Source organism: Enterobacter sp. MGH 4 (assembly GCF_000534735.1).
Lineage (GTDB): Bacteria > Pseudomonadota > Gammaproteobacteria > Enterobacterales > Enterobacteriaceae > Enterobacter > Enterobacter intestinihominis.
Genome location: NZ_KI973289.1, coordinates 2070408 through 2089149, shown reverse-complemented (window position 1 = coordinate 2089149; position 18742 = coordinate 2070408). Strand labels below are relative to the sequence as shown.

16 protein-coding genes and 6 tRNA genes are annotated in these 18742 nt (G+C 54.7%); 2 read left to right on the top strand and 20 right to left on the bottom strand.

Translation table 11 applies throughout. The features are described 5' to 3' along the window. The first annotated feature begins 133 nt into the window (after nucleotides 1–133). The gene (locus L350_RS12530; protein WP_032621827.1) at nucleotides 134–616 is read left to right on the top strand and encodes a zinc ribbon-containing protein; all 483 of its coding nucleotides are present in this window, start codon (nucleotides 134–136) and stop codon (nucleotides 614–616) included. A 67-nt stretch (nucleotides 617–683) separates the two neighbouring features. Here the strand turns inward: L350_RS12530 and rihA are convergent, their stop codons facing one another. The 10 genes from rihA to miaB form a co-directional block, all read right to left on the bottom strand. Next, nucleotides 684–1625: a pyrimidine-specific ribonucleoside hydrolase RihA gene (gene rihA / locus L350_RS12535; protein ID WP_032624662.1), complete on the bottom strand. Its 942-nt coding sequence runs from the start codon at nucleotides 1623–1625 to the stop codon at nucleotides 684–686. Between the two features lie 119 nt (nucleotides 1626–1744). Next, a complete protein-coding gene (locus L350_RS12540) occupies nucleotides 1745–2470 on the bottom strand; it encodes an amino acid ABC transporter ATP-binding protein (protein WP_006809622.1) in 726 nt (241 codons plus the stop codon). Further along, on the bottom strand, nucleotides 2470–3144 hold the full coding sequence (gene gltK / locus L350_RS12545; protein ID WP_022647437.1) for a glutamate/aspartate ABC transporter permease GltK: 675 nt from the start codon (nucleotides 3142–3144) through the stop codon (nucleotides 2470–2472). Before gltK ends, L350_RS12540 begins: the two co-directional genes overlap by 1 nt. Next, nucleotides 3144–3884, bottom strand: coding sequence for a glutamate/aspartate ABC transporter permease GltJ (gene gltJ / locus L350_RS12550; protein ID WP_015571133.1), 741 nt, complete (start codon nucleotides 3882–3884; stop codon nucleotides 3144–3146). Before gltJ ends, gltK begins: the two co-directional genes overlap by 1 nt. Before the next feature lie 155 nt (nucleotides 3885–4039). Beyond that, entirely contained in the window at nucleotides 4040–4945 is a 906-nt protein-coding gene (locus tag L350_RS12555) for an amino acid ABC transporter substrate-binding protein (protein ID WP_032624661.1), read from the bottom strand. A gap of 383 nt (nucleotides 4946–5328) precedes the next feature. Next, nucleotides 5329–6867, bottom strand: coding sequence for an apolipoprotein N-acyltransferase (lnt, locus tag L350_RS12560; RefSeq protein ID WP_032624660.1), 1539 nt, complete (start codon nucleotides 6865–6867; stop codon nucleotides 5329–5331). Nucleotides 6868–6872: 5 nt separating this feature from the next. After that, nucleotides 6873–7751 (bottom strand): CNNM family magnesium/cobalt transport protein CorC, encoded by an 879-nt coding sequence (gene corC / locus L350_RS12565; protein WP_003858679.1) that lies wholly within the window; start codon nucleotides 7749–7751, stop codon nucleotides 6873–6875. An 84-nt stretch (nucleotides 7752–7835) separates the two neighbouring features. Further along, nucleotides 7836–8303, bottom strand: a complete 468-nt coding sequence (gene ybeY / locus L350_RS12570; RefSeq protein WP_003858677.1) for an rRNA maturation RNase YbeY — start codon at nucleotides 8301–8303, stop codon at nucleotides 7836–7838. Beyond that, entirely contained in the window at nucleotides 8300–9346 is a 1047-nt protein-coding gene (locus L350_RS12575; RefSeq protein WP_003858674.1) for a PhoH family protein, read from the bottom strand. The genes ybeY and L350_RS12575 overlap by 4 nt, the downstream gene beginning before the upstream one ends. Nucleotides 9347–9509: 163 nt before the next feature. Then, nucleotides 9510–10934: a tRNA (N6-isopentenyl adenosine(37)-C2)-methylthiotransferase MiaB gene (gene miaB / locus L350_RS12580; RefSeq protein WP_003858672.1), complete on the bottom strand. Its 1425-nt coding sequence runs from the start codon at nucleotides 10932–10934 to the stop codon at nucleotides 9510–9512. 135 nt (nucleotides 10935–11069) lie between these two features. On the opposite strand from miaB, the gene ubiF reads away from it, so the two are divergent. Next, nucleotides 11070–12245 (top strand): 3-demethoxyubiquinol 3-hydroxylase, encoded by a 1176-nt coding sequence (ubiF, locus tag L350_RS12585; RefSeq protein ID WP_032624659.1) that lies wholly within the window; start codon nucleotides 11070–11072, stop codon nucleotides 12243–12245. Between the two features lie 545 nt (nucleotides 12246–12790). Here the strand turns inward: ubiF and L350_RS12590 are convergent. The 10 genes from L350_RS12590 to nagA all read right to left on the bottom strand — a co-directional run bounded on the left by L350_RS12590 (nucleotide 12791) and on the right by nagA (nucleotide 18693). Continuing rightward, nucleotides 12791–12865, bottom strand: a tRNA-Gln gene (locus L350_RS12590). A 34-nt stretch (nucleotides 12866–12899) separates the two neighbouring features. Further along, nucleotides 12900–12974, bottom strand: a tRNA-Gln gene (locus L350_RS12595). Nucleotides 12975–13015: 41 nt separating this feature from the next. Further along, nucleotides 13016–13092: transfer RNA gene (locus tag L350_RS12600), tRNA-Met, on the bottom strand. Between the two features lie 17 nt (nucleotides 13093–13109). Further along, nucleotides 13110–13184, bottom strand: a tRNA-Gln gene (locus L350_RS12605). A 23-nt stretch (nucleotides 13185–13207) separates the two neighbouring features. Beyond that, nucleotides 13208–13292, bottom strand: a tRNA-Leu gene (locus L350_RS12610). An 8-nt stretch (nucleotides 13293–13300) separates the two neighbouring features. Continuing rightward, nucleotides 13301–13377 (bottom strand) — tRNA-Met (locus L350_RS12615). Between the two features lie 225 nt (nucleotides 13378–13602). After that, nucleotides 13603–15267, bottom strand: coding sequence for an asparagine synthase B (gene asnB, locus L350_RS12620; RefSeq protein ID WP_015571128.1), 1665 nt, complete (start codon nucleotides 15265–15267; stop codon nucleotides 13603–13605). 250 nt (nucleotides 15268–15517) lie between these two features. Beyond that, complete coding sequence (gene nagD, locus L350_RS12625) at nucleotides 15518–16270, bottom strand: ribonucleotide monophosphatase NagD (RefSeq protein WP_003858667.1); 753 nt, start codon at nucleotides 16268–16270, stop codon at nucleotides 15518–15520. Between the two features lie 45 nt (nucleotides 16271–16315). Beyond that, nucleotides 16316–17536 carry a DNA-binding transcriptional regulator NagC gene (locus L350_RS12630; RefSeq protein ID WP_022647442.1) on the bottom strand — a complete coding sequence of 407 codons (1221 nt, stop codon included), beginning with the start codon at nucleotides 17534–17536 and terminating at the stop codon, nucleotides 16316–16318. Between the two features lie 8 nt (nucleotides 17537–17544). After that, nucleotides 17545–18693: an N-acetylglucosamine-6-phosphate deacetylase gene (nagA, locus tag L350_RS12635; RefSeq protein WP_023299598.1), complete on the bottom strand. Its 1149-nt coding sequence runs from the start codon at nucleotides 18691–18693 to the stop codon at nucleotides 17545–17547. Nucleotides 18694–18742 lie beyond the last annotated feature (49 nt).

Below are 18742 nucleotides of genomic sequence, written 5' to 3'. Positions count from 1 at the left end.
AACGCCCGCGTCAAAACAGCCTTTCACGCAAATGCACTTTGCAGGAATTTACCGGGTCTGTGCTTCACCTGACAAAGCGGCGACGAAATAAGGTCTATTATTAGAGACAGTTACTTACCCGGGAGGCAAAATGATGAACAAGGTTGCTCAATTTTACCGTGAACTGGTAGCGACTCTGACGGAAAGGCTGCGTAACGGCGAGCGTGATATCGACGCGTTGGTCGAACAGGCACGCGCACGCGTGACGCAAACGGGTGAGTTATCGCGAACCGAAGTGGAAGAGGTGACGCGCGCCGTGCGCCGCGACCTGGAAGAGTTTGCGCGAAGCTATGAAGAGAGCCAGGACGAAATCGCCGACAGTGTTTTTATGCGGGTAATTAAAGAGAGCCTGTGGCAGGAGCTGGCGGATATTACCGATAAAACCCAACTGGAGTGGCGCGAGGTATTCCAGGATTTAAACCACCACGGTGTCTATCACAGCGGCGAAGTGGTGGGGCTGGGGAACCTGGTGTGTGAGAAGTGCCACCACCATATCGCCGTTTATACGCCGGAGGTGCTGTCGCTGTGTCCGAAATGCGGGCACGACCAGTTCCAGCGTCGGCCGTTTGAGCCGTAGGTAAAAGCAAAACGGCAACGTCGTTGCCGTTTTTAGTGTCTGCTCCCTCTCCCTGTGGGTGAGGGCATCAGGCCGCAGAATAATAAGCCAGCCTCTCCGCCAGCAAATCCACAAACGCTTTCCGATCGATATCCACCATCACTGTGGTATTCGGCTTGTTTCCCGTCAGCGAGTAATAGTCCACCACCGTCATTCCCTGGGTATATTTCCCCTGTGTTTCCACACCAACCCAACGCTCGACCGTGGTAAACATTTCCGGCTTCAGTAGCCAGGCGATGGTGCATGGGTCATGCAGCGGGGCGCCGTGGAATCCCCACTTCTCGGCTTTGTGATACTCCATAAAGAAATCGAGCAGCTCTGCCACGGTTGTTGCAACCGGGTTACCCACAGTACGAAATCGTTCGATGTCCTGCGCCATAATTTGTGCGCGGTGGGTAACGTCCAGCCCCGCCATCACAATCGGCAGGCCCGACTGGAAGACGATTTCTGCGGCTTCCGGGTCAACAAAGATGTTGAACTCCGCGGCTGGCGTCCAGTTCCCCAGCCCCATTGCCCCGCCCATGATGACGATACGGGCGATATTGCTGTGCAGTTCAGGATGGCTGTTCAGCAGCAGCGCTACGTTGGTCTGTGGGCCGGTCGCCACCAGCGTCACGGGCTCTGCGCTTTCACGCAGAACTTTCGCCATGAGCTCGACGGCAGTGCAGTTTTGTGGTGCGAAACCCGGCTCCGGCAGCGCCGGGCCATCCAGCCCACTTTCACCGTGAACGTTATCCGCAATGATCAGCTCGCGCATTAGCGGCTTAATGGCGCCACCTGCGACCGGAATATCGGTGCGTTTTAGCAGCGTTAACATGCGCAACACGTTTCGCAGGGTTTTATCCGGCGTCTGGTTCCCTGCAGAGGAGGTGACAGCTTTTACGTCCAGTTCAGGGGAGGCAAGAGCAAGGACGAGTGCGATTGCGTCATCATGACCAGGATCGCAGTCGAGAATAATAGGCTGTGCCATGGCGTTCTCCATTCTTAGCATTATTTGTGACAAGGTTAACGCTGCGATGTGACGCCGAATAGAAAAAGAGATCTAAAGCGTGAAGCAGTGCGCAATCCACAGATTGCGCACTAAAAAGATTAATGCAGGATTTTGGCGAGGAAGTCTTTTGCACGTTCAGATTTAGGATTTGCGAAGAACTCTTCTTTCGGTGAGTCTTCAACAATTTTCCCTTCATCCATGAAGATCACACGGTTGGCCACTTTACGGGCGAAGCCCATTTCGTGCGTCACCACCATCATGGTCATCCCTTCGTGCGCCAGTTCCACCATAACGTCCAGCACTTCGTTGATCATCTCAGGATCGAGCGCGGACGTCGGCTCATCAAACAGCATCGCCACCGGATCCATGCACAGCGCACGCGCGATTGCCACGCGCTGCTGTTGGCCACCTGAAAGCTGCGCCGGGAACTTATCCGCATGTGCAGACAGCCCGACGCGTTCCAGCAACTTCAGTCCCTTTTCACGCGCCGCTTTTTTGTCGCGCTTCAGCACTTTCACCTGCGCCAGCGTCAGGTTCTCAATGATGGAGAGGTGAGGAAACAGCTCAAAATGCTGGAACACCATCCCAACGTGGGAGCGAAGCTGGGCAAGGTTGGTTTTGCGGTCATTCACTTTGGTGCCGTTAACGACAATCTCGCCCTGCTGGACAGGTTCCAGCCCATTAACGGTTTTGATAAGCGTCGACTTACCGGAGCCGGACGGGCCACATACCACCACCACATCGCCTTTTTTCACTTCTGTTGAGCAGTCGGTCAGCACCTGAAAGTGCCCATACCATTTAGAAACATTTTTCAGGGAAATCATTATACGGTCCTTTTCTTCAGCCAGCTGACCAACAGCGATGCGCTTAAACTAATCACAAAATAGACCCCGCCCGCGAAGAGGATCATCTCAACCTGCGTTCCGTCACGTTCGCCAATGGTGGAGGCGGTACGGAAGAAGTCTGCCAGGCTCAGCACGTAGACCAGGGAGGTATCCTGGAACAGGACGATGCCCTGCGTCAGCAACAGCGGAACCATGGCGCGAAACGCCTGCGGCAGAATAATGAGCTTCATGGACTGCCAGTGCGTCATACCGAGCGCCAGCGCAGCGCTGGACTGCCCGCGCGAGATACTCTGAATACCTGCGCGGATGATCTCGGAGTAGTAGGCGGCTTCAAACATGGAGAATGCCACCATGGCAGAGATCAGGCGGATATCGGTTTTCGGCGACAGTCCCAGCACGTTCTGTAAAAAGCCGGGAACAATCAGGTAAAACCACAACAGCACCATGACCAGTGGAATGGAGCGGAACACGTTAACGTAAGCCGTAGCAAACCAGGCGAGCGGCTTAAAGCTCGACAGGCGCATCACTGCCAGCAGGGTGCCCCAGACAATACCGACGATAATGGCGATTACGGTAATCTTTAAGGTGATCGCCAGGCCATCCAGCAGATAAGGCATGGAGGGAACAATGGAACTCCAGTCAAATTCGTACATTATTTGCCCCCCAGATTGCCCGGCAGGCGTACTTTGCGTTCAACCAGGTTCATCACCAGCATGATGAAAGCGTTAATCAGAACATAGGCGAGCGTGATTGCCGTGAAGGATTCCCATGCGTGAGCGGAGTAATCCAGCAGTTTGCCCGCCTGCGCCGCCATATCTACCAGACCAATGGTTGAGGCGATGGCCGAGTTTTTTACCAGGTTCATCATCTCGGAGGTCATCGGCGGAACGATGACGCGGTAAGCGTTAGGCAGCAGTACGTAACGGTAGGCTTGTGGCAGGGTCAGGCCCATCGCCAGCGCCGCATTCTTTTGTCCGCGTGGCAGTGACTGTATGGCGGCACGCACCTGCTCGCAGACGCGCGCAGCGGTGAACAGTCCCAGACACAGCATGGAGGAGACAAAGAATTGTACGTTAGGATCCAGCTCGGCCTTGAACCACATGCCGAGATCTTCCGGCAGCAGTTCCGGGATCACCAGATACCAGGTAAAGAACTGCACGATCAGCGGAACGTTACGGAACAGTTCCACATAGAGCGTGCCAATCGAAGAGAGAAAACGGTTAGGGACGGTACGCAGAATACCGAACAGCGAACCGACAAGAAACGCGATAATCCACGCCGTTATCGATAACGCAACGGTAACCTGAAAGCCGCTCCACAGCCAGCCGAGATAGGTGGTGTTGCCGAACGGGGCTTGTTGCAGAAAGATGCCCCAGTTCCAGTCAATTGACATAGTAAACTCCAGAAAAAAGAGGGTAGCAGCGCTACCCTCGAAGATTGGTGAGAAGCTCAATTTTTGCGCTGAGTGGGGAACGACCACTCAACGTATAGTCTGTCCATGCTTCCCGACAATCGAGAGGGCAGGAGATCCCGCCCCTGTCGTTCTAGTTAGTTAAGAGCTTTGTCGTTTGGTGATTTGAACAGCGCTTTCATGCCGTCAGACAGTTCAAAGTTCATGTTCAGGTTTTTTGGTGGAATTGGGTTCTTGAACCATTTGTCGAACCATTTTGCCGCTTCGCCAGAGGTTTGCGCCTGAGCGATGGTGTCATCGATCAGCTTTTTGAAGCCTTCATCGCCTTTACGCAGCATACAGCCGTATGCTTCTTTCGACTGCGCAGTCCCGACGATTTCCCAGTTGTCTGGTTTCTTCGCCTTGGCGCGCTCGCCTGCCAGCAGAGCGTCATCCATCATAAACGCAACGGCACGACCGCTTTCCAGGGTACGGAAGGAGTCGCCGTGATCTTTCGCGCTGATGATGCGCATGTCCATTTTCTTCTCGTCGTTCAGCTTGTGCAGCAGCACTTCGGACGTGGTACCGGAGGTCACGACAACCGCTTTGCCTTTCAGGTCAGCAAAATCTTTGATATCGCCGCCTTTCTTCGTCAGCAGGCGGGTGCCTACAACGAAGATGGTGTCCGAGAAAGCGGCCTGTTTCTGACGCTCAAGGTTGTTGGTGGTTGAGCCACATTCAAAATCAAATGTGCCGTTTTGCAGCAGAGGAATACGGTTCTGTGAAGTGATGGGGATCAGCTTCACTTGCAGGTCAGGTTTGTTCAGCTTTTTCTTCACGGCTTCAACGATGGCGTTGGAGTAATCCTGTGAATAGCCCACGACTTTTTGCGTGTTGTCGTAGTAAGAGAACGGGACAGAAGATTCACGGTGGCCGACCACGATCACGCCGTTTTTGGCAATCTTGTCGAGAGTGCTTCCTGCTGCCGGAGCGTCTTCAGCGTGAACGATGCCCGCAGACATTCCCATAACCAGCATTGCTGTGGCCAGTTTACGTAATTGCATACCCAACTCCTTTCTTATCAGCGCCAGTGACGCTTTGATACCCATTGTGATGTTGTTATATCTCGCGCAATGCGAGTGCAGTGTTATGCAAGCTTGTTAACATTTAGTCTGGCTTAATGTAAAGATTTTGCTGCGTTATTGTTTATTTTTGCGAAGCGCGCCGCACCATTCAGAGGCAATAATCTCTCGTTGCACCGTTTCGGTGCTACCGGAGATCCATGCTGGTGCGACAAGGTTGCACGTTAAGCCAGACAGCGTTTGCGTAATTAAACAAAGCAACAGGCGTGCCAGAATTGAAGTTTAGGAGGAAATTGTCGGGTGGCGGCTGCGCCGGAGAGTAGGCCGGGTAAGGCGTAGCCGCCACCCGGCAACAGAAGGCCAGGTTATCTACGACGCTGACGCAGGCTCATCACTACGGCGGCAAAACCGAACAGCGTGGTCAGGATCCACAGCGGCCAGTTCCCGGTGCGCGCATAAGGCGTCAGGCCCGTAGCTGGCGTCACTTTCGTGGTCAGCACCTCACGGGTGAACTGCGGGATCATGGCCTGGATTTCACCCTGCGGGCCAATCACGGCGGTGATGCCGTTATTGGTGCTGCGCAACAGCGGACGTGCCAGCTCCAGAGAACGCATTCGTGCCATCTGGAAGTGCTGCCACGGGCCGATCGATTTACCGAACCACGCATCGTTTGAGATGGTCAGCAGATAGTCGGTGTCCGGGCGGAAGTTATCGCGCACCTGCTCGCCGAGGATAATCTCGTAGCAAATAGCGGCCGTCAGGGCAAAACCGTGCGCATGCAGCTGCGGCTGAACGTAAGGGCCCCGGCTGAATGAGGACATCGGCAGGTCAAAGAACGGTGCCAGTGGGCGCAGAATAGACTCCAGCGGAACAAATTCGCCAAACGGTACAAGGTGATTTTTGTTGTAACGATTGGTGGAGGTATAGCTGTATTCGCTGTCCTTACCGAGCGTAATGATCGTGTTGTACGTGTCATAGCGGTTCTGCTGATTGAGACGCGCATCCACAATTCCGGTAATCAGCGTACTGCCGCGCGCGCGCAGCAGATCGTCCATCATCTTCAGGAAGGGCTGCTGATTGATCTCCAGATCCGGGATCGCAGACTCAGGCCAGATGATGAGCTGCGATTTGCCCATCACCTTTTCAGTGGCGTTGGCGTAGATTTTCAGCGTGTTCAGCAGCTGATTCTCATCCCATTTCAATGACTGCGGGATATCGCCCTGTATCAACGATACCTGCGTGGCGCGCGCGGGCTCCAGCGTGAACCACTGGATATAACGCAGTGGGAAAGGCAGGGCAAACAGGATTAACGCGGCAACCAGCGGCTTCCAGTTACGTGTCACCAGAGCCAGCACCAGCAGGCCGCTGACCGCCATGAGCAGGAAGTTAATCGCCTCTACGCCCATGACGGGAGCCAGACCTTTCAGCGGGCCGTCCACCTGGCTATAGCCGAACTGCAACCACGGGAAGCCGGTCAGTACCCAGCCGCGCAGAAATTCGGTGATTTGCCAGACAACGGGAGCCGCTATCGCGACGCGCAGCCAGGTCGTTTTAGGCCACAGACGAGATAGAATACCGGCGAACAGGCCAGTGTAGAGCGAAAGATAGGCGGCGAGCAGCACAACCAGGAAGACGTTAACCGGCCCCGGCATTCCGCCAAATTGCGCGATACTGACGTAGACCCAGTTGATACCAGAGCCAAACAGCCCCAGCCCCCAGAAGTAGCCTATGGCCGCGGCCTGTACCGGACGACGGTTCAGGGCAAGACCCTGTAGCCCCATCAGGGAGAGAATAGCGGCTGGCCAGATATCGTAAGGAGAAAAAGCCAGCGTACCGCTGGCTCCGAGTAACAGCGCCAGCAGCAAACGGACGCGCTGGCGTTCAAAGAGTGGGGCAAATGCCATTTACATTAATCTTCCAGTTTTGGCACCGGTGAGTCGTCCGGCATTCTGACATGAACCTGAATAATACGTCGGCTGTCAGCCATTGCGACCTTGAACTGGTAACCATCGATGTCAACGGTTTCACCGCGGGCCGGAAGATGGCCGAAGGCCTGCATCACCAGACCACCAATGGTGTCCACTTCTTCATCGCTGAAGCTGGTGCCAAAGGTGTCATTGAAGTCTTCAATGGAGGCCAGCGCGCGCACGGTCCAGGTGTGGCGGCTCAGCTGACGGAAGTCGATATCCTCTTCTTCGTCATACTCATCTTCGATTTCGCCCACGATCAGCTCAAGGATGTCTTCGATTGTGACCAGACCGGAAACGCCACCAAATTCATCAATAACAATCGCCATGTGATAGCGCTGGGAGCGAAACTCCTTCAGCATCCGATCCACACGTTTACTTTCCGGCACAACCACGGCCGGGCGTAACACTTTTTCCATACTGAAGGCTTCGGCATCGCTGCGCATAAACGGCAGCAGATCTTTCGCCATCAAAATCCCTTCGATGTGATCTTTGTCTTCGCTGATGACCGGGAAACGTGAGTGAGCCGATTCGATAATCACATCGAGGCACTCGTCCAGCGTCTGGTTGCGTTTCAGGGTAATCATCTGCGAGCGGGGGATCATGATGTCGCGGACGCGCTGGTCGGCGATGTCCATCACCCCTTCGAGCATTTCGCGCGTATCTTCGTCGATAAGGTCGTTCTGCCCGGAATCACGAATCAGCTCCAGCAGTTCGTCACGGTTTTTCGGTTCGCCGTGGAAAAGCTGGTTCAGGATGAGGGAGAAAAATCCCTTTTTAGTGGTTGTCGTGTCGCTACTGTGTGAATTGTCGTCGCTCATGGCGTTTGTTAAGGGTTCTCTTGTTAGTTCAACGTTAACCGCCGCGCTATGTCTCTGCGCGGCGGCATGGTAGTCAGTGACTGACTATTCTTTCTCGGCAATGTACGGATCCTCATAGCCCAGAGCAAGCATTATCTCTGTCTCGAGGGATTCCATCTCTTCCGCTTCGTCATCTTCAATATGGTCGTAACCCAGAAGATGCAGGCTACCGTGCACCACCATGTGTGCCCAGTGCGCTTCCAGCGGCTTTTGCTGCTCTTTGGCTTCCTGCTCAACCACCTGACGGCAGATGATCAGATCGCCCAGCAGCGGCATCTCAATGCCCGGAGGGGCTTCGAATGGGAAAGAGAGCACATTGGTCGGCTTATCTTTCCCGCGATAGGTCAGGTTGAGCTCATGGCTTTCTGCTTCATCCACCAGGCGAATCGTGACCTCTGATTCTTCCTGAAACTGGGGGATAACGGCATCCAGCCATTTCTGAAACTGTGCCTCTTCTGGCATGCCGGAATTATCTTCACAGGCCAGCTGTAAATCGAGGATCACCTGACTCATTTCTGTTCATGCTCCTGCGCTTCGCGCTTACGTTCTGCGGCCAGCTCGGCCCTGCGCTTCTGATCTGCCTCTTCCCAGGCCTCATAAGCGTTAACGATACGCGCGACCACCGGGTGGCGTACCACGTCTTCACTGTGGAAGAAGTTGAAGCTGATTTCCTCTACCTCGGCCAGCACTTCGATGGCGTGACGCAGACCCGATTTGGTGTTGCGCGGCAGGTCAATCTGGGTGACGTCACCGGTAATAACCGCTTTCGAGTTAAAGCCAATACGCGTCAGAAACATCTTCATCTGTTCAATGGTGGTGTTCTGGCTCTCATCCAGAATGATGAACGCGTCGTTAAGCGTACGCCCACGCATGTAGGCCAGCGGGGCCACTTCAATCACGTTACGTTCGATGAGCTTTTCAACTTTCTCGAAGCCGAGCATTTCGAACAGCGCGTCGTACAGCGGGCGCAGGTAGGGGTCCACTTTCTGACTTAAATCGCCCGGCAGGAAGCCGAGTTTCTCACCGGCTTCTACAGCAGGGCGGGTCAGCAGGATACGGCGGATCTCCTGACGCTCAAGTGCATCGACCGCAGCAGCAACGGCCAGATAGGTTTTACCCGTACCCGCCGGACCCACGCCAAAGGTGATGTCATGGTCGAGAATGTTGGCGATGTACTGTGCCTGGTTCGGGGTACGAGGCTTAATCACGCCGCGTTTGGTTTTAATGTTGATGGCTTTGCCATAGTCCGGCACGCTTTCCGCGCTCTGCTCAAGCACGCGCGCCTCTTTGATGGCCAGGTGGATCTGTTCAGGTTCAATATCCTGGATCTCACCGCGCATCGGGGCGGTATCAACATACAGGCTGCGGAGAATATCTGCCGCGGCGTTGACGCAGATTGGGCGTCCGGTGAGTTTGAAATGGTTATCGCGACGATTGATTTCGATACCCAGACGTCGCTCCAGTTGTTTGATGTTGTCATCAAACGGCCCGCACAGGCTCAGCAGGCGAGCGTTGTCTGCGGGCTCAAGGCTAATTTCACGCGTATCTATGTTCAAACTGTTCCTCTTTATTTGGTTAACTGACCTGTGGCCACACGGCGTAATAAAACGGTCATTACCGAAATTATTCACGCCATAGAATAAAGGCGCAAGCGTTGCGGTAGATATTGGGGGTGATGAGAGGAAATACAAGGCCTGCCGGACAGGCAGGCCAGAGGGATCAGGGCTGGTAAATACCTACGCCAGAATCGTTGACTTTACGGGTGCGAGAGATAACGGATTCCGGAGTCTGTGCAATACGCAGACCCATTTCGTCCTCAGTGCGTACCACCTTCCCGCGCAGCGAGTTCGTGAGCACTTCGACAATCTCGACGTCCACAAACTTACCAATCATGTCCGGGGTGCCTTCAAAATTCACCACGCGGTTATTTTCGGTTCGACCAGACAGTTCCATGATGCTCTTACGGGAAGTGCCTTCCACCAGAATACGCTGGACAGTGCCGAGCATACGACGGCTCCAGGCGTTGGCCTGCTGGTTGATACGCTCCTGCAAAATATAGAGACGCTGCTTTTTCTCTTCTTCCGGCACATCGTCAACCATATCGGCCGCTGGGGTGCCCGGGCGTGCTGAGAAGATGAAGCTGTAGCTGACGTCGAAATTCACCTCGCCGATGAGCTTCATGGTGCGCTCGAAGTCATCAGCGGTTTCGCCAGGGAAGCCGACGATAAAGTCGGAGCTAATCTGGATATCCGGGCGTGCTTCACGCAGCTTGCGGATGGTGGACTTATACTCCAGCACCGTATGTGGACGACCCATCAGGTTCAGCACGCGGTCAGAGCCGCACTGGATCGGCAGGTGCAGGAAGCTCACCAGCTCTGGCGTATCGCGATAGACGTCAATAATGTCGTCGGTAAATTCCATCGGATGGCTGGTGGTAAAGCGAATGCGGTCAATGCCGTCAATCGCCGCCACCAGACGCAGCAGTTCAGCAAAGCTGCCGGTGGTGCCGTCGTAGTTTTCCCCGCGCCAGGCGTTCACATTCTGGCCCAGCAGGTTCACTTCGCGAACGCCCTGCGCGGCAAGCTGCGCGATTTCAAACAGGATATCGTCTGCCGGGCGGCTCACTTCTTCACCACGGGTGTAAGGTACCACGCAGTAAGTACAGTATTTGTTGCAGCCTTCCATGATGGAGACGAAGGCGGTCGGGCCATCAGCGCGCGGCTCTGGCAGACGGTCAAATTTCTCGATCTCCGGGAAACTCACGTCAACCACCGGGCTACGGCTGCCGCGAACCTGATTAATCATCTCTGGCAGGCGGTGCAGGGTCTGAGGGCCAAAAACGATATCCACATAGGGGGCTCTCTGGCGGATCAGCTTACCTTCCTGCGATGCGACGCAGCCACCCACGCCAATGATCAGGTCCGGATTTTTCCGTTTGAGAAGCTTCCAGCGGCCTAACACATGAAAGACTTTTTCCTGTGCTTTTTCACGAATTGAACAGGTGTTCAGCAGCAGCACATCGGCTTCTTTCGCATTTTCAGTCAGCTGGTATCCGTGGGTGGTATCCAGCAGATCGGCCATCTTAGATGAATCGTATTCGTTCATCTGACAGCCCCAGGTTTTTATATGGAGTTTTTTAGTCATCGACTTGCTCAGCTCAGGATTGCAAGCCGCGTATTGTAATGCTTTGGTGCGGTTGTGACCAGTATGAAGGTTGTCAACCTCAGGGCCGCAAAAATCCGGTAAACTTAAGGTATTCTCCAATAAGGAATAGTGACCATGACACTCCTGAACACCGAAGTTGCCGTTGTTGGCGGCGGTATGGTCGGCGGCGCACTGGCGCTGGGGCTGGCGCAGCAGGGATTTGACGTAACCGTTATTGAACAGGCGGCTCCGCCGGCATTCGATCCTGCCAGCCAACCGGACGTGCGTATTTCCGCCATCAGCGCGTCCTCTGTTGATCTGCTTCGCGGGCTGGGCGTCTGGGAGGCGGTGCTGGCGATGCGCGCGCACCCTTACAGCCGTCTTGAAACCTGGGAGTGGGAAAATGCTCACGTCTCGTTTGACGCCGCCGAGCTGAAACTGCCGCGTCTGGGCTATATGGTGGAAAACAACGTGCTCCAGCAGGCGCTCTGGCAGGCGCTGGAGGCGCACCCGAAGGTGACGCTGCGTGTTCCGGACTCGCTGAAAGCCCTGCATCGTCATGAAGGTGGATATCTCCTGACGCTGGATAACGACGATGAGCTGGCCGTGAAGCTGGTGGTGGGGGCGGATGGCGCGAACTCGCAGGTCAGGCAGATGGCAGGCATTGGGATCCATGCCTGGCAGTATCAGCAATCCTGCATGCTGATCACCGTGCAGTCAGAAAACGCGCCGGGCGAAAGCACCTGGCAGCATTTTACGCCGAACGGCCCGCATGCATTCTTACCGTTGTTTGATAACTGGGCTTCGCTGGTATGGTACGACAAGCCGGCGCGCATTCGACAGTTGCAGGGGCTGTCCATGGATCAGTTGCAGCGCGAAATCCGCCAGCACTTCCCGCGCCGTCTGGGTAACGTGACCCCGGTTGCCGCTGGCGCATTCCCGCTGATGCGACGCCATGCGTTGCAGTATGCCCGTGAAGGGCTGGCCCTGGTGGGAGACGCGGCGCACACCATTCATCCGCTGGCGGGGCAGGGGGTTAACCTGGGATACCGTGACGTCGATGCGTTACTGGATGTGCTGGGTAACGCTCGCGCCCACGCGGAAGCCTGGGCCAGCCATGAGGTACTGAAGCGCTACCAGACGCGCCGTATGGCGGATAACTTCATTATGCAGTCGGGGATGGATCTGTTCTATGCCGGGTTCAGCAATGATGTTGGCCCGGTGCGGATATTGCGCAATATTGGACTGATGGCGGCGGAGCGCGCCGGTGGTCTGAAGCGTCAGGCACTGAAATACGCCCTCGGACTCTGATCTTTATTCCCTCTCCCCGTGGGCTGAGGGTTCCCCACAAATTAATGCGAGCACTGAGCAATCCCCTCGCCCCTCCGGGGAGAGGGTTAGGGTGAGGGGAATATACGGCGGTGGTGGTCATTCCGTTCACTTTATGTTCCTTGCTACTCTGTAACGACATGAGCGGTGAACGTGCCAGGGTGGCTCAGTCGCCACCACCCTGGCGACCCGGGCACCCGGCGGTAAATCGCCGCTTCGCGGTGCCCTCGGCTTATTCCTTCCGGCTTATCGGGTACGGGCGGAGGCAACGTCCCTGTAAAGCCGCCCTCTCGGCGCATCCCTGCGCCTCGCCCCGGCCTGCAGGAAACGCCTCAGCGATTTACAGCCGGACCAGGGCATCGCTGACAGCCCTCAGTCATTTAGAAAGCAACTTTATTGCTTCTGCATAAAAAAATTACTGGGGATCCCTCAGCCCCGTGGGAGAGGGTTAGGGTGAGGGCATCAGGCCGCACTATCCTGAGCAACAAAAACAAAAAAGCCCGCAGAGCGGGCTTGTTTGTTTTAAGTGGCTGGGGTGCAGGGATTCGAACCCCGGAATGCTGGTATCAGAAACCAGAGCCTTACCGCTTGGCGACACCCCAATTGCGTTAAACAAACTGCTTAACGACTTTAAAGTGGCTGGGGTACGAGGATTCGAACCTCGGAATGCCGGAATCAGAATCCGGTGCCTTACCGCTTGGCGATACCCCAACAATGTTCAGTTTACCGAATCGTATTCGATAACATAAATATGGTGGCTACGACGGGATTCGAACCTGTGACCCCATCATTATGAGTGATGTGCTCTAACCAACTGAGCTACGTAGCCAGTACTGCAATCTTCGATGGCTGGGGTACCTGGATTCGAACCAGGGAATGCCGGTATCAAAAACCGGTGCCTTACCGCTTGGCGATACCCCATCCGTGCAACGCTTACCTGGGAATGGTGCGGGAGGCGAGACTTGAACTCGCACACCTTGCGGCGCCAGAACCTAAATCTGGTGCGTCTACCAATTTCGCCACTCCCGCAAAAAAGATGGTGGCTACGACGGGATTCGAACCTGTGACCCCATCATTATGAGTGATGTGCTCTAACCAACTGAGCTACGTAGCCATCTTTTTTTCGCGTTACCTTATCGGCGTTGCGGGGCGCATTATGCGTATAGACCCTTGCAGCGTCAACACCTTTTTCAATGAAAATAGCCGGAATGTGACTGTTTGGTTAGGTTGCGAACAGCGAGGCCGAATATTCGACAATTATTGGTTATTAATCGATTTTATGCGGGGAAAAGAGAGGCAAAAAAATCAGGCCCCGGAGGGCCTGATGATACTCTGAACATTATTTATAGGCAGACTGGTGAACGCCCACTGCGCGTCCTGACGGATCGTTCATGGCTTTGAAGGATTCATCCCATTCAATGGCTTTAGCAGAAGAGCAGGCGACCGATGGACCACCCGGTACGCACTCGGCTGCACTTGGAACCGGGAACAGCTCCTCAAAGATCTCACGGTACAAATACGCTTCTTTCGAGGCTGGCGTGTTGTACGGGAAGCGGAAGCTCGCAGTTTCCAGTTGTTGATCAGAAACCTGTTTTGCCGCCACCTCTTTCAGAGTGTCGATCCAGCTGTAACCCACGCCATCCGAGAACTGCTCTTTCTGACGCCACGCCACGCTCGCCGGCAGGTAGGATTCAAAACATTCACGCAGGATATGTTTCTCCATTTTGCCGTTGCCGCACATTTTGTCCTGCGGGTTGATGCGCATCGCCACATCGAGGAATTTCTTATCGAGGAACGGCACGCGGGCTTCCACACCCCAGGCGGACATCGCTTTGTTGGCGCGCGCGCAGTCAAACATGTGCAGCGCCTGTAGCTTACGCACCGTTTCTTCATGCAGCTCTTTGGCGTTTGGCGCTTTGTGGAAATAGAGATAACCGCCAAACACTTCGTCAGAACCTTCGCCGGAGAGCACCATCTTGATGCCCATCGCTTTGATCTTCCGCGACATCAAATACATCGGCGTGGAGGCGCGAATGGTGGTCACATCATAGGTTTCAATGTGATAGATCACATCGCGGATCGCATCCAGACCTTCCTGTACGGTGAAGTGAATTTCATGGTGCACCGTGCCGAGATGGTTCGCCACTTCCTGGGCGGCTTTCAGGTCAGGTGCCCCTTCCAGACCCACGGCAAAGGAGTGCAGCTGCGGCCACCAGGCTTCAGAGCGCTCCTGATCTTCCACGCGACGTGCGGCGAATTTCTTGGTGATCGCGGAGATCACGGAGGAGTCCAGACCGCCGGAGAGCAGTACGCCGTAGGGTACGTCTGACATCAGGTGGCTTTTCACTGACTCCTCTAGTGCCTGACGCAGTTCGGCTTTGTCCGTCACGTTGTCTTTCACCGCCTCATAATCAAACCAGTCGCGCTGGTAGTACGGGCGGATCTCGCCGTCTTTACTCCACAGGTAGCTACCTGCCGGGAACTCTTTGATGGTGCGGCACACCGGTACCAGGGCTTTCATCTCTGAGGCAACGTAGAAGTTACCGTGTTCATCGTGTCCCATGTACAGCGGGATAATACCAATATGGTCGCGGCCAATCAGGTAAGCGTCTTTTTCGCTGTCGTACAGAGCGAAGGCGAACATACCTTGCAGGTCGTCGAGGAACTCCGGGCCTTTCTCCTGATACAGCGCCAGGATCACTTCGCAGTCTGAGCCGGTCTGAAACGCGTAGCGATCGCCGTACTCAGCGCGCAGCGCCTGATGGTTGTAAATTTCACCGTTAACAGCCAGCGCGTGCGTTTTTTTCTCGTTATACAGCGGCTGTGCGCCAGCGTTGACATCAACAATGGAAAGACGTTCGTGAGCCAGAATCGCTTTATCGCTGGCGTAAACGCCTGACCAGTCCGGACCGCGATGGCGCATCAGGCGGGACAATTCGAGTGCTTTTTTACGCAGTTCGCCCGCGTCAGTTTTAATATCCAGTACGCCAAAAATAGAACACATAACCTTCTCCGTTAACCCTGTTGCGTTGTGATGTTGCTTGCTTATGAAAATGCCGCAAAAAGGGGAGGGGGCGCAAGCGTTTTACCGATGAAAACGTAAAAAGTGCAATGGCAATTGCCGAATCTTAAAAAAAGAGTATGCATTAAGCCATTCTATTGATGATTTCTCAATGAAGAGCTGATTTCGTTAGATGAAGTGATATTTTCAGGCAGCAGAAATGAAAAACCACGCCCTGAGGCGTGGTTCTGAATCAAATAACGTCGATTTCGTCGACAGAGGGGTAAATCCAGCTTGGCCGGAACGGCATCGTATCAATGTCATCAAGCTGTGAAACGCCAGAAAGCACCAGGATGGTTTCAAGCCCGGCCTGGAAGCCGGCCAAAATATCGGTGCGCAGGTTGTCGCCAACAATGACGGTTTCTTCTGAGTGTGCTTGCATCGTATTCAGTGCAGCGCGGATGATCCACGGGCTCGGTTTGCCGACAACAAACGGCTTACGGCCTGAGATTTTTTCGATACCGGCGCACAGCGCACCGCAGGCGGGATAAAAACCACGACCATGCGTATCCGGGTTAGTGGCGATAAAACGTGCACCATTGGCGACAAAGTAGGCTGCTTTATGCATCATCTCCCAGTTAAAGGAGCGCGTTTCGCCCACGATGACAAAGTCCGGATTCACGTCGGTGATGGTGAAGCCCGCTTTATACAGCTCGTGGATCAGCGCGCCTTCGCCAACCACGTAGGCTTTTTTGCCTTCCTGACGCTTCAGGAAATCCGCGGTCGCCATCGCAGAGGTATAAAACACGCTGTCCGGGACATTGACGCCCGCGGTAGCAAAGCGATTTGCCAGATCCTGACCAGTCTGTGAAGGGTAGTTCGTGAGAAGAACCAGTGGCATTCCTTTGTCGATGATGCGGTGAAGAAACTCCGCAGCACCTGGCACGGCAACGTTGTCGTGCATCAGCACGCCGTCGATATCACAAATTACATTCTTAATGGTCATGGACTATCCGACATCAAAAAAAGAAGGCGTTACTATAAGGTCCGATCAGGATTCCAGCAAATGTTGCAGCAGGATCCCGTTGAGCATGGCACGTTTTACCAGGGCGAATGCGCCAATTGCCGAGCGGTGATCGAGCGTAGATCGCACCACCGGCAAATTCTGGCGAAATGCCTTCAGCGCCTGGGTATTGATGCAGCCTTCAATGGCAGGCAGTAATACTTTTTCGGCTTCAACGATCTCGCCGGCAATCACCACTTTTTGCGGATTAAACAGGTTGATGGCAATGGCGATGGTCTTACCCAGGTGGCGTCCTACCTGTTCGATCACTTCGCAGGCCAGCGCATCGCCTTTGTTTGCCGCTTTGCAGATGGCACCGATCTTACAGTCGCCCAGCGTGACGCGGCTCTGATAACCCTGCTCCAGCAGGTGGCGGACGCGATGTTCAATGGCGGCATTGGCGGCAACGGTTTCAAGACAGCCAAAGTTACCGCAGTGGCAGCGCTCGCCAAGCGGTTCCACCTGGATATGACCGATCTCACCTACGTTACCGTTACGACCAATAAAAATGCGGCCATTCGAGATGATACCCGCACCTGTACCACGGTGAACGCGCACCAGAATAGAGTCTTCGCAGTCCTGGCTCGCACCAAAGTAGTGCTCCGCCAGCGCCAGCGAGCGGATATCGTGACCAACAAAGCAGGTCAGCTTGAAGCGCTTTTCCAGCGCCTCAACCAGCCCCCAGTTCTCTACCTTAATGTGCGGCATGTAGCGAATAACGCCGCTTTCCGGGTCAACCAGGCCGGGTAAAATCACCGAGATGGCGATGAGTTCACGGATCTTGCGCTGACAGCTTTCGATAAACTGCGCGATGGTATTCAGTAACGCGTGTTCGAGCGTCTCCTGCGTGCGCTCAGGAAGGGGGTAGTGCTCTTCGGCAATGGCCTTGCTGCTCAGATCGTAGAGCGTAAGCGTGGTGTCATGACGGCCTAAGCGAACGCCAATGGCCTGAAAATTGCGGGTTTCAGTGACGATGGAAATCGCGCGGCGGCCGCCGGTGGAGGCCTGCTGATCCACTTCTTTGATCAGGCCGCGCTCAATAAGCTGACGTGTAATTTTTGTCACGCTGGCGGGAGCAAGCTGGCTTTGTTCGGCTATCTGAATGCGTGAGATTGGCCCGTGCTGGTCAATCAGGCGATAAACTGCCGCGCTGTTAAGTTGTTTAACGAGATCGACATTACCGATTTGAGCTTGTCCGCCTGGTGTCATACTTTTACTTACTCAGTGACGACCTCGTTACCATTAACGATGGTCTTAATAATTTTATAATCGTGTGTGAACGCCGTCAGGTTTGCAACCATACCTGGCGCAATACCACCGAGCTGTTTATCGACGCCAATGGCGCGCGCCGGATAAAGCGTGGCCATGCGCAGCACTTCCTCAAGCGCGATGCCGCAATGTTCAACGAGGTTACGTACCCCTTCGATCATCGTCAGAGAAGAACCGCTCAGCGTGCCGTTCTCATCCACACACAGTCCATTCCGGTAGTATATTGTTTTACCAGCAAAAATGAACTGGTCAATATTCGCTCCTGCCGGAGCGGTTGCATCCGTGACCAGGCAGAGCTTGTCGCCTTTAAGGCGCTTGGCGTTGCGGATGTTGGTGTAATCGACATGCAAGCCGTCGGCGATAATGCCGCAGTAGACGTCTGGTTCATCCAGAATTGCGCCAACCAGTCCCGGTTCGCGACCGGTAATATACGGCATCGCGTTATAAAGGTGTGTGGCAAATGTAATACCTGCGCGGAAACCGGCCTTCGCCTCTTTCAGCGTCGCGTTCGAATGGCCCGCAGATACCACAATCCCGGCGGCGGCCAGTTTGCTGATAACGTCCGTGCCGGTCATTTCCGGTGCCAGCGTCACTTTGGTGATCACATCGGCATTGGCGCACATGTAATCCACCAGTTCGGCATCCGGTTTGCGCACGTAGTTCGGGTTATGGGTGCCTTTCTTGACCATATTCAGCCATGGTCCTTCCAGGTGCAGACCCAGCGCCTGATTCGGATGTTTTGCCAGGTATTCGCGCATGACGCGGATACCCTGTTTCATCAGGTCATCGCTGCTGGTAATCAGCGTTGGCAGATAGCTAGTGCAGCCCGATTTCTCGTTGGCGTTTTGCATGATTTCCAGCGTTTCAACCGTTACCGCCTCTGCGGTATCGTTAAACTGGACACCGCCGCAGCCGTTAAGCTGTACGTCGATGAAACCGGGGGAGATTACTGCTCCATTGAGGGAACGTTGTTCGATCTCCGGCGGCAGTTCCGCCAGCGGGCAAACACGTTCAATCAGGCCATTGGCGATTACAATCGCATGGTCATCCAGAATTTCATGGCCGGTATAAATCCGACCGTGGGTTAAAGCGTACATATCGACCCCCGGTTAAAAAAGCGACCGCCTCTGATAAAAGAGGCGGTTA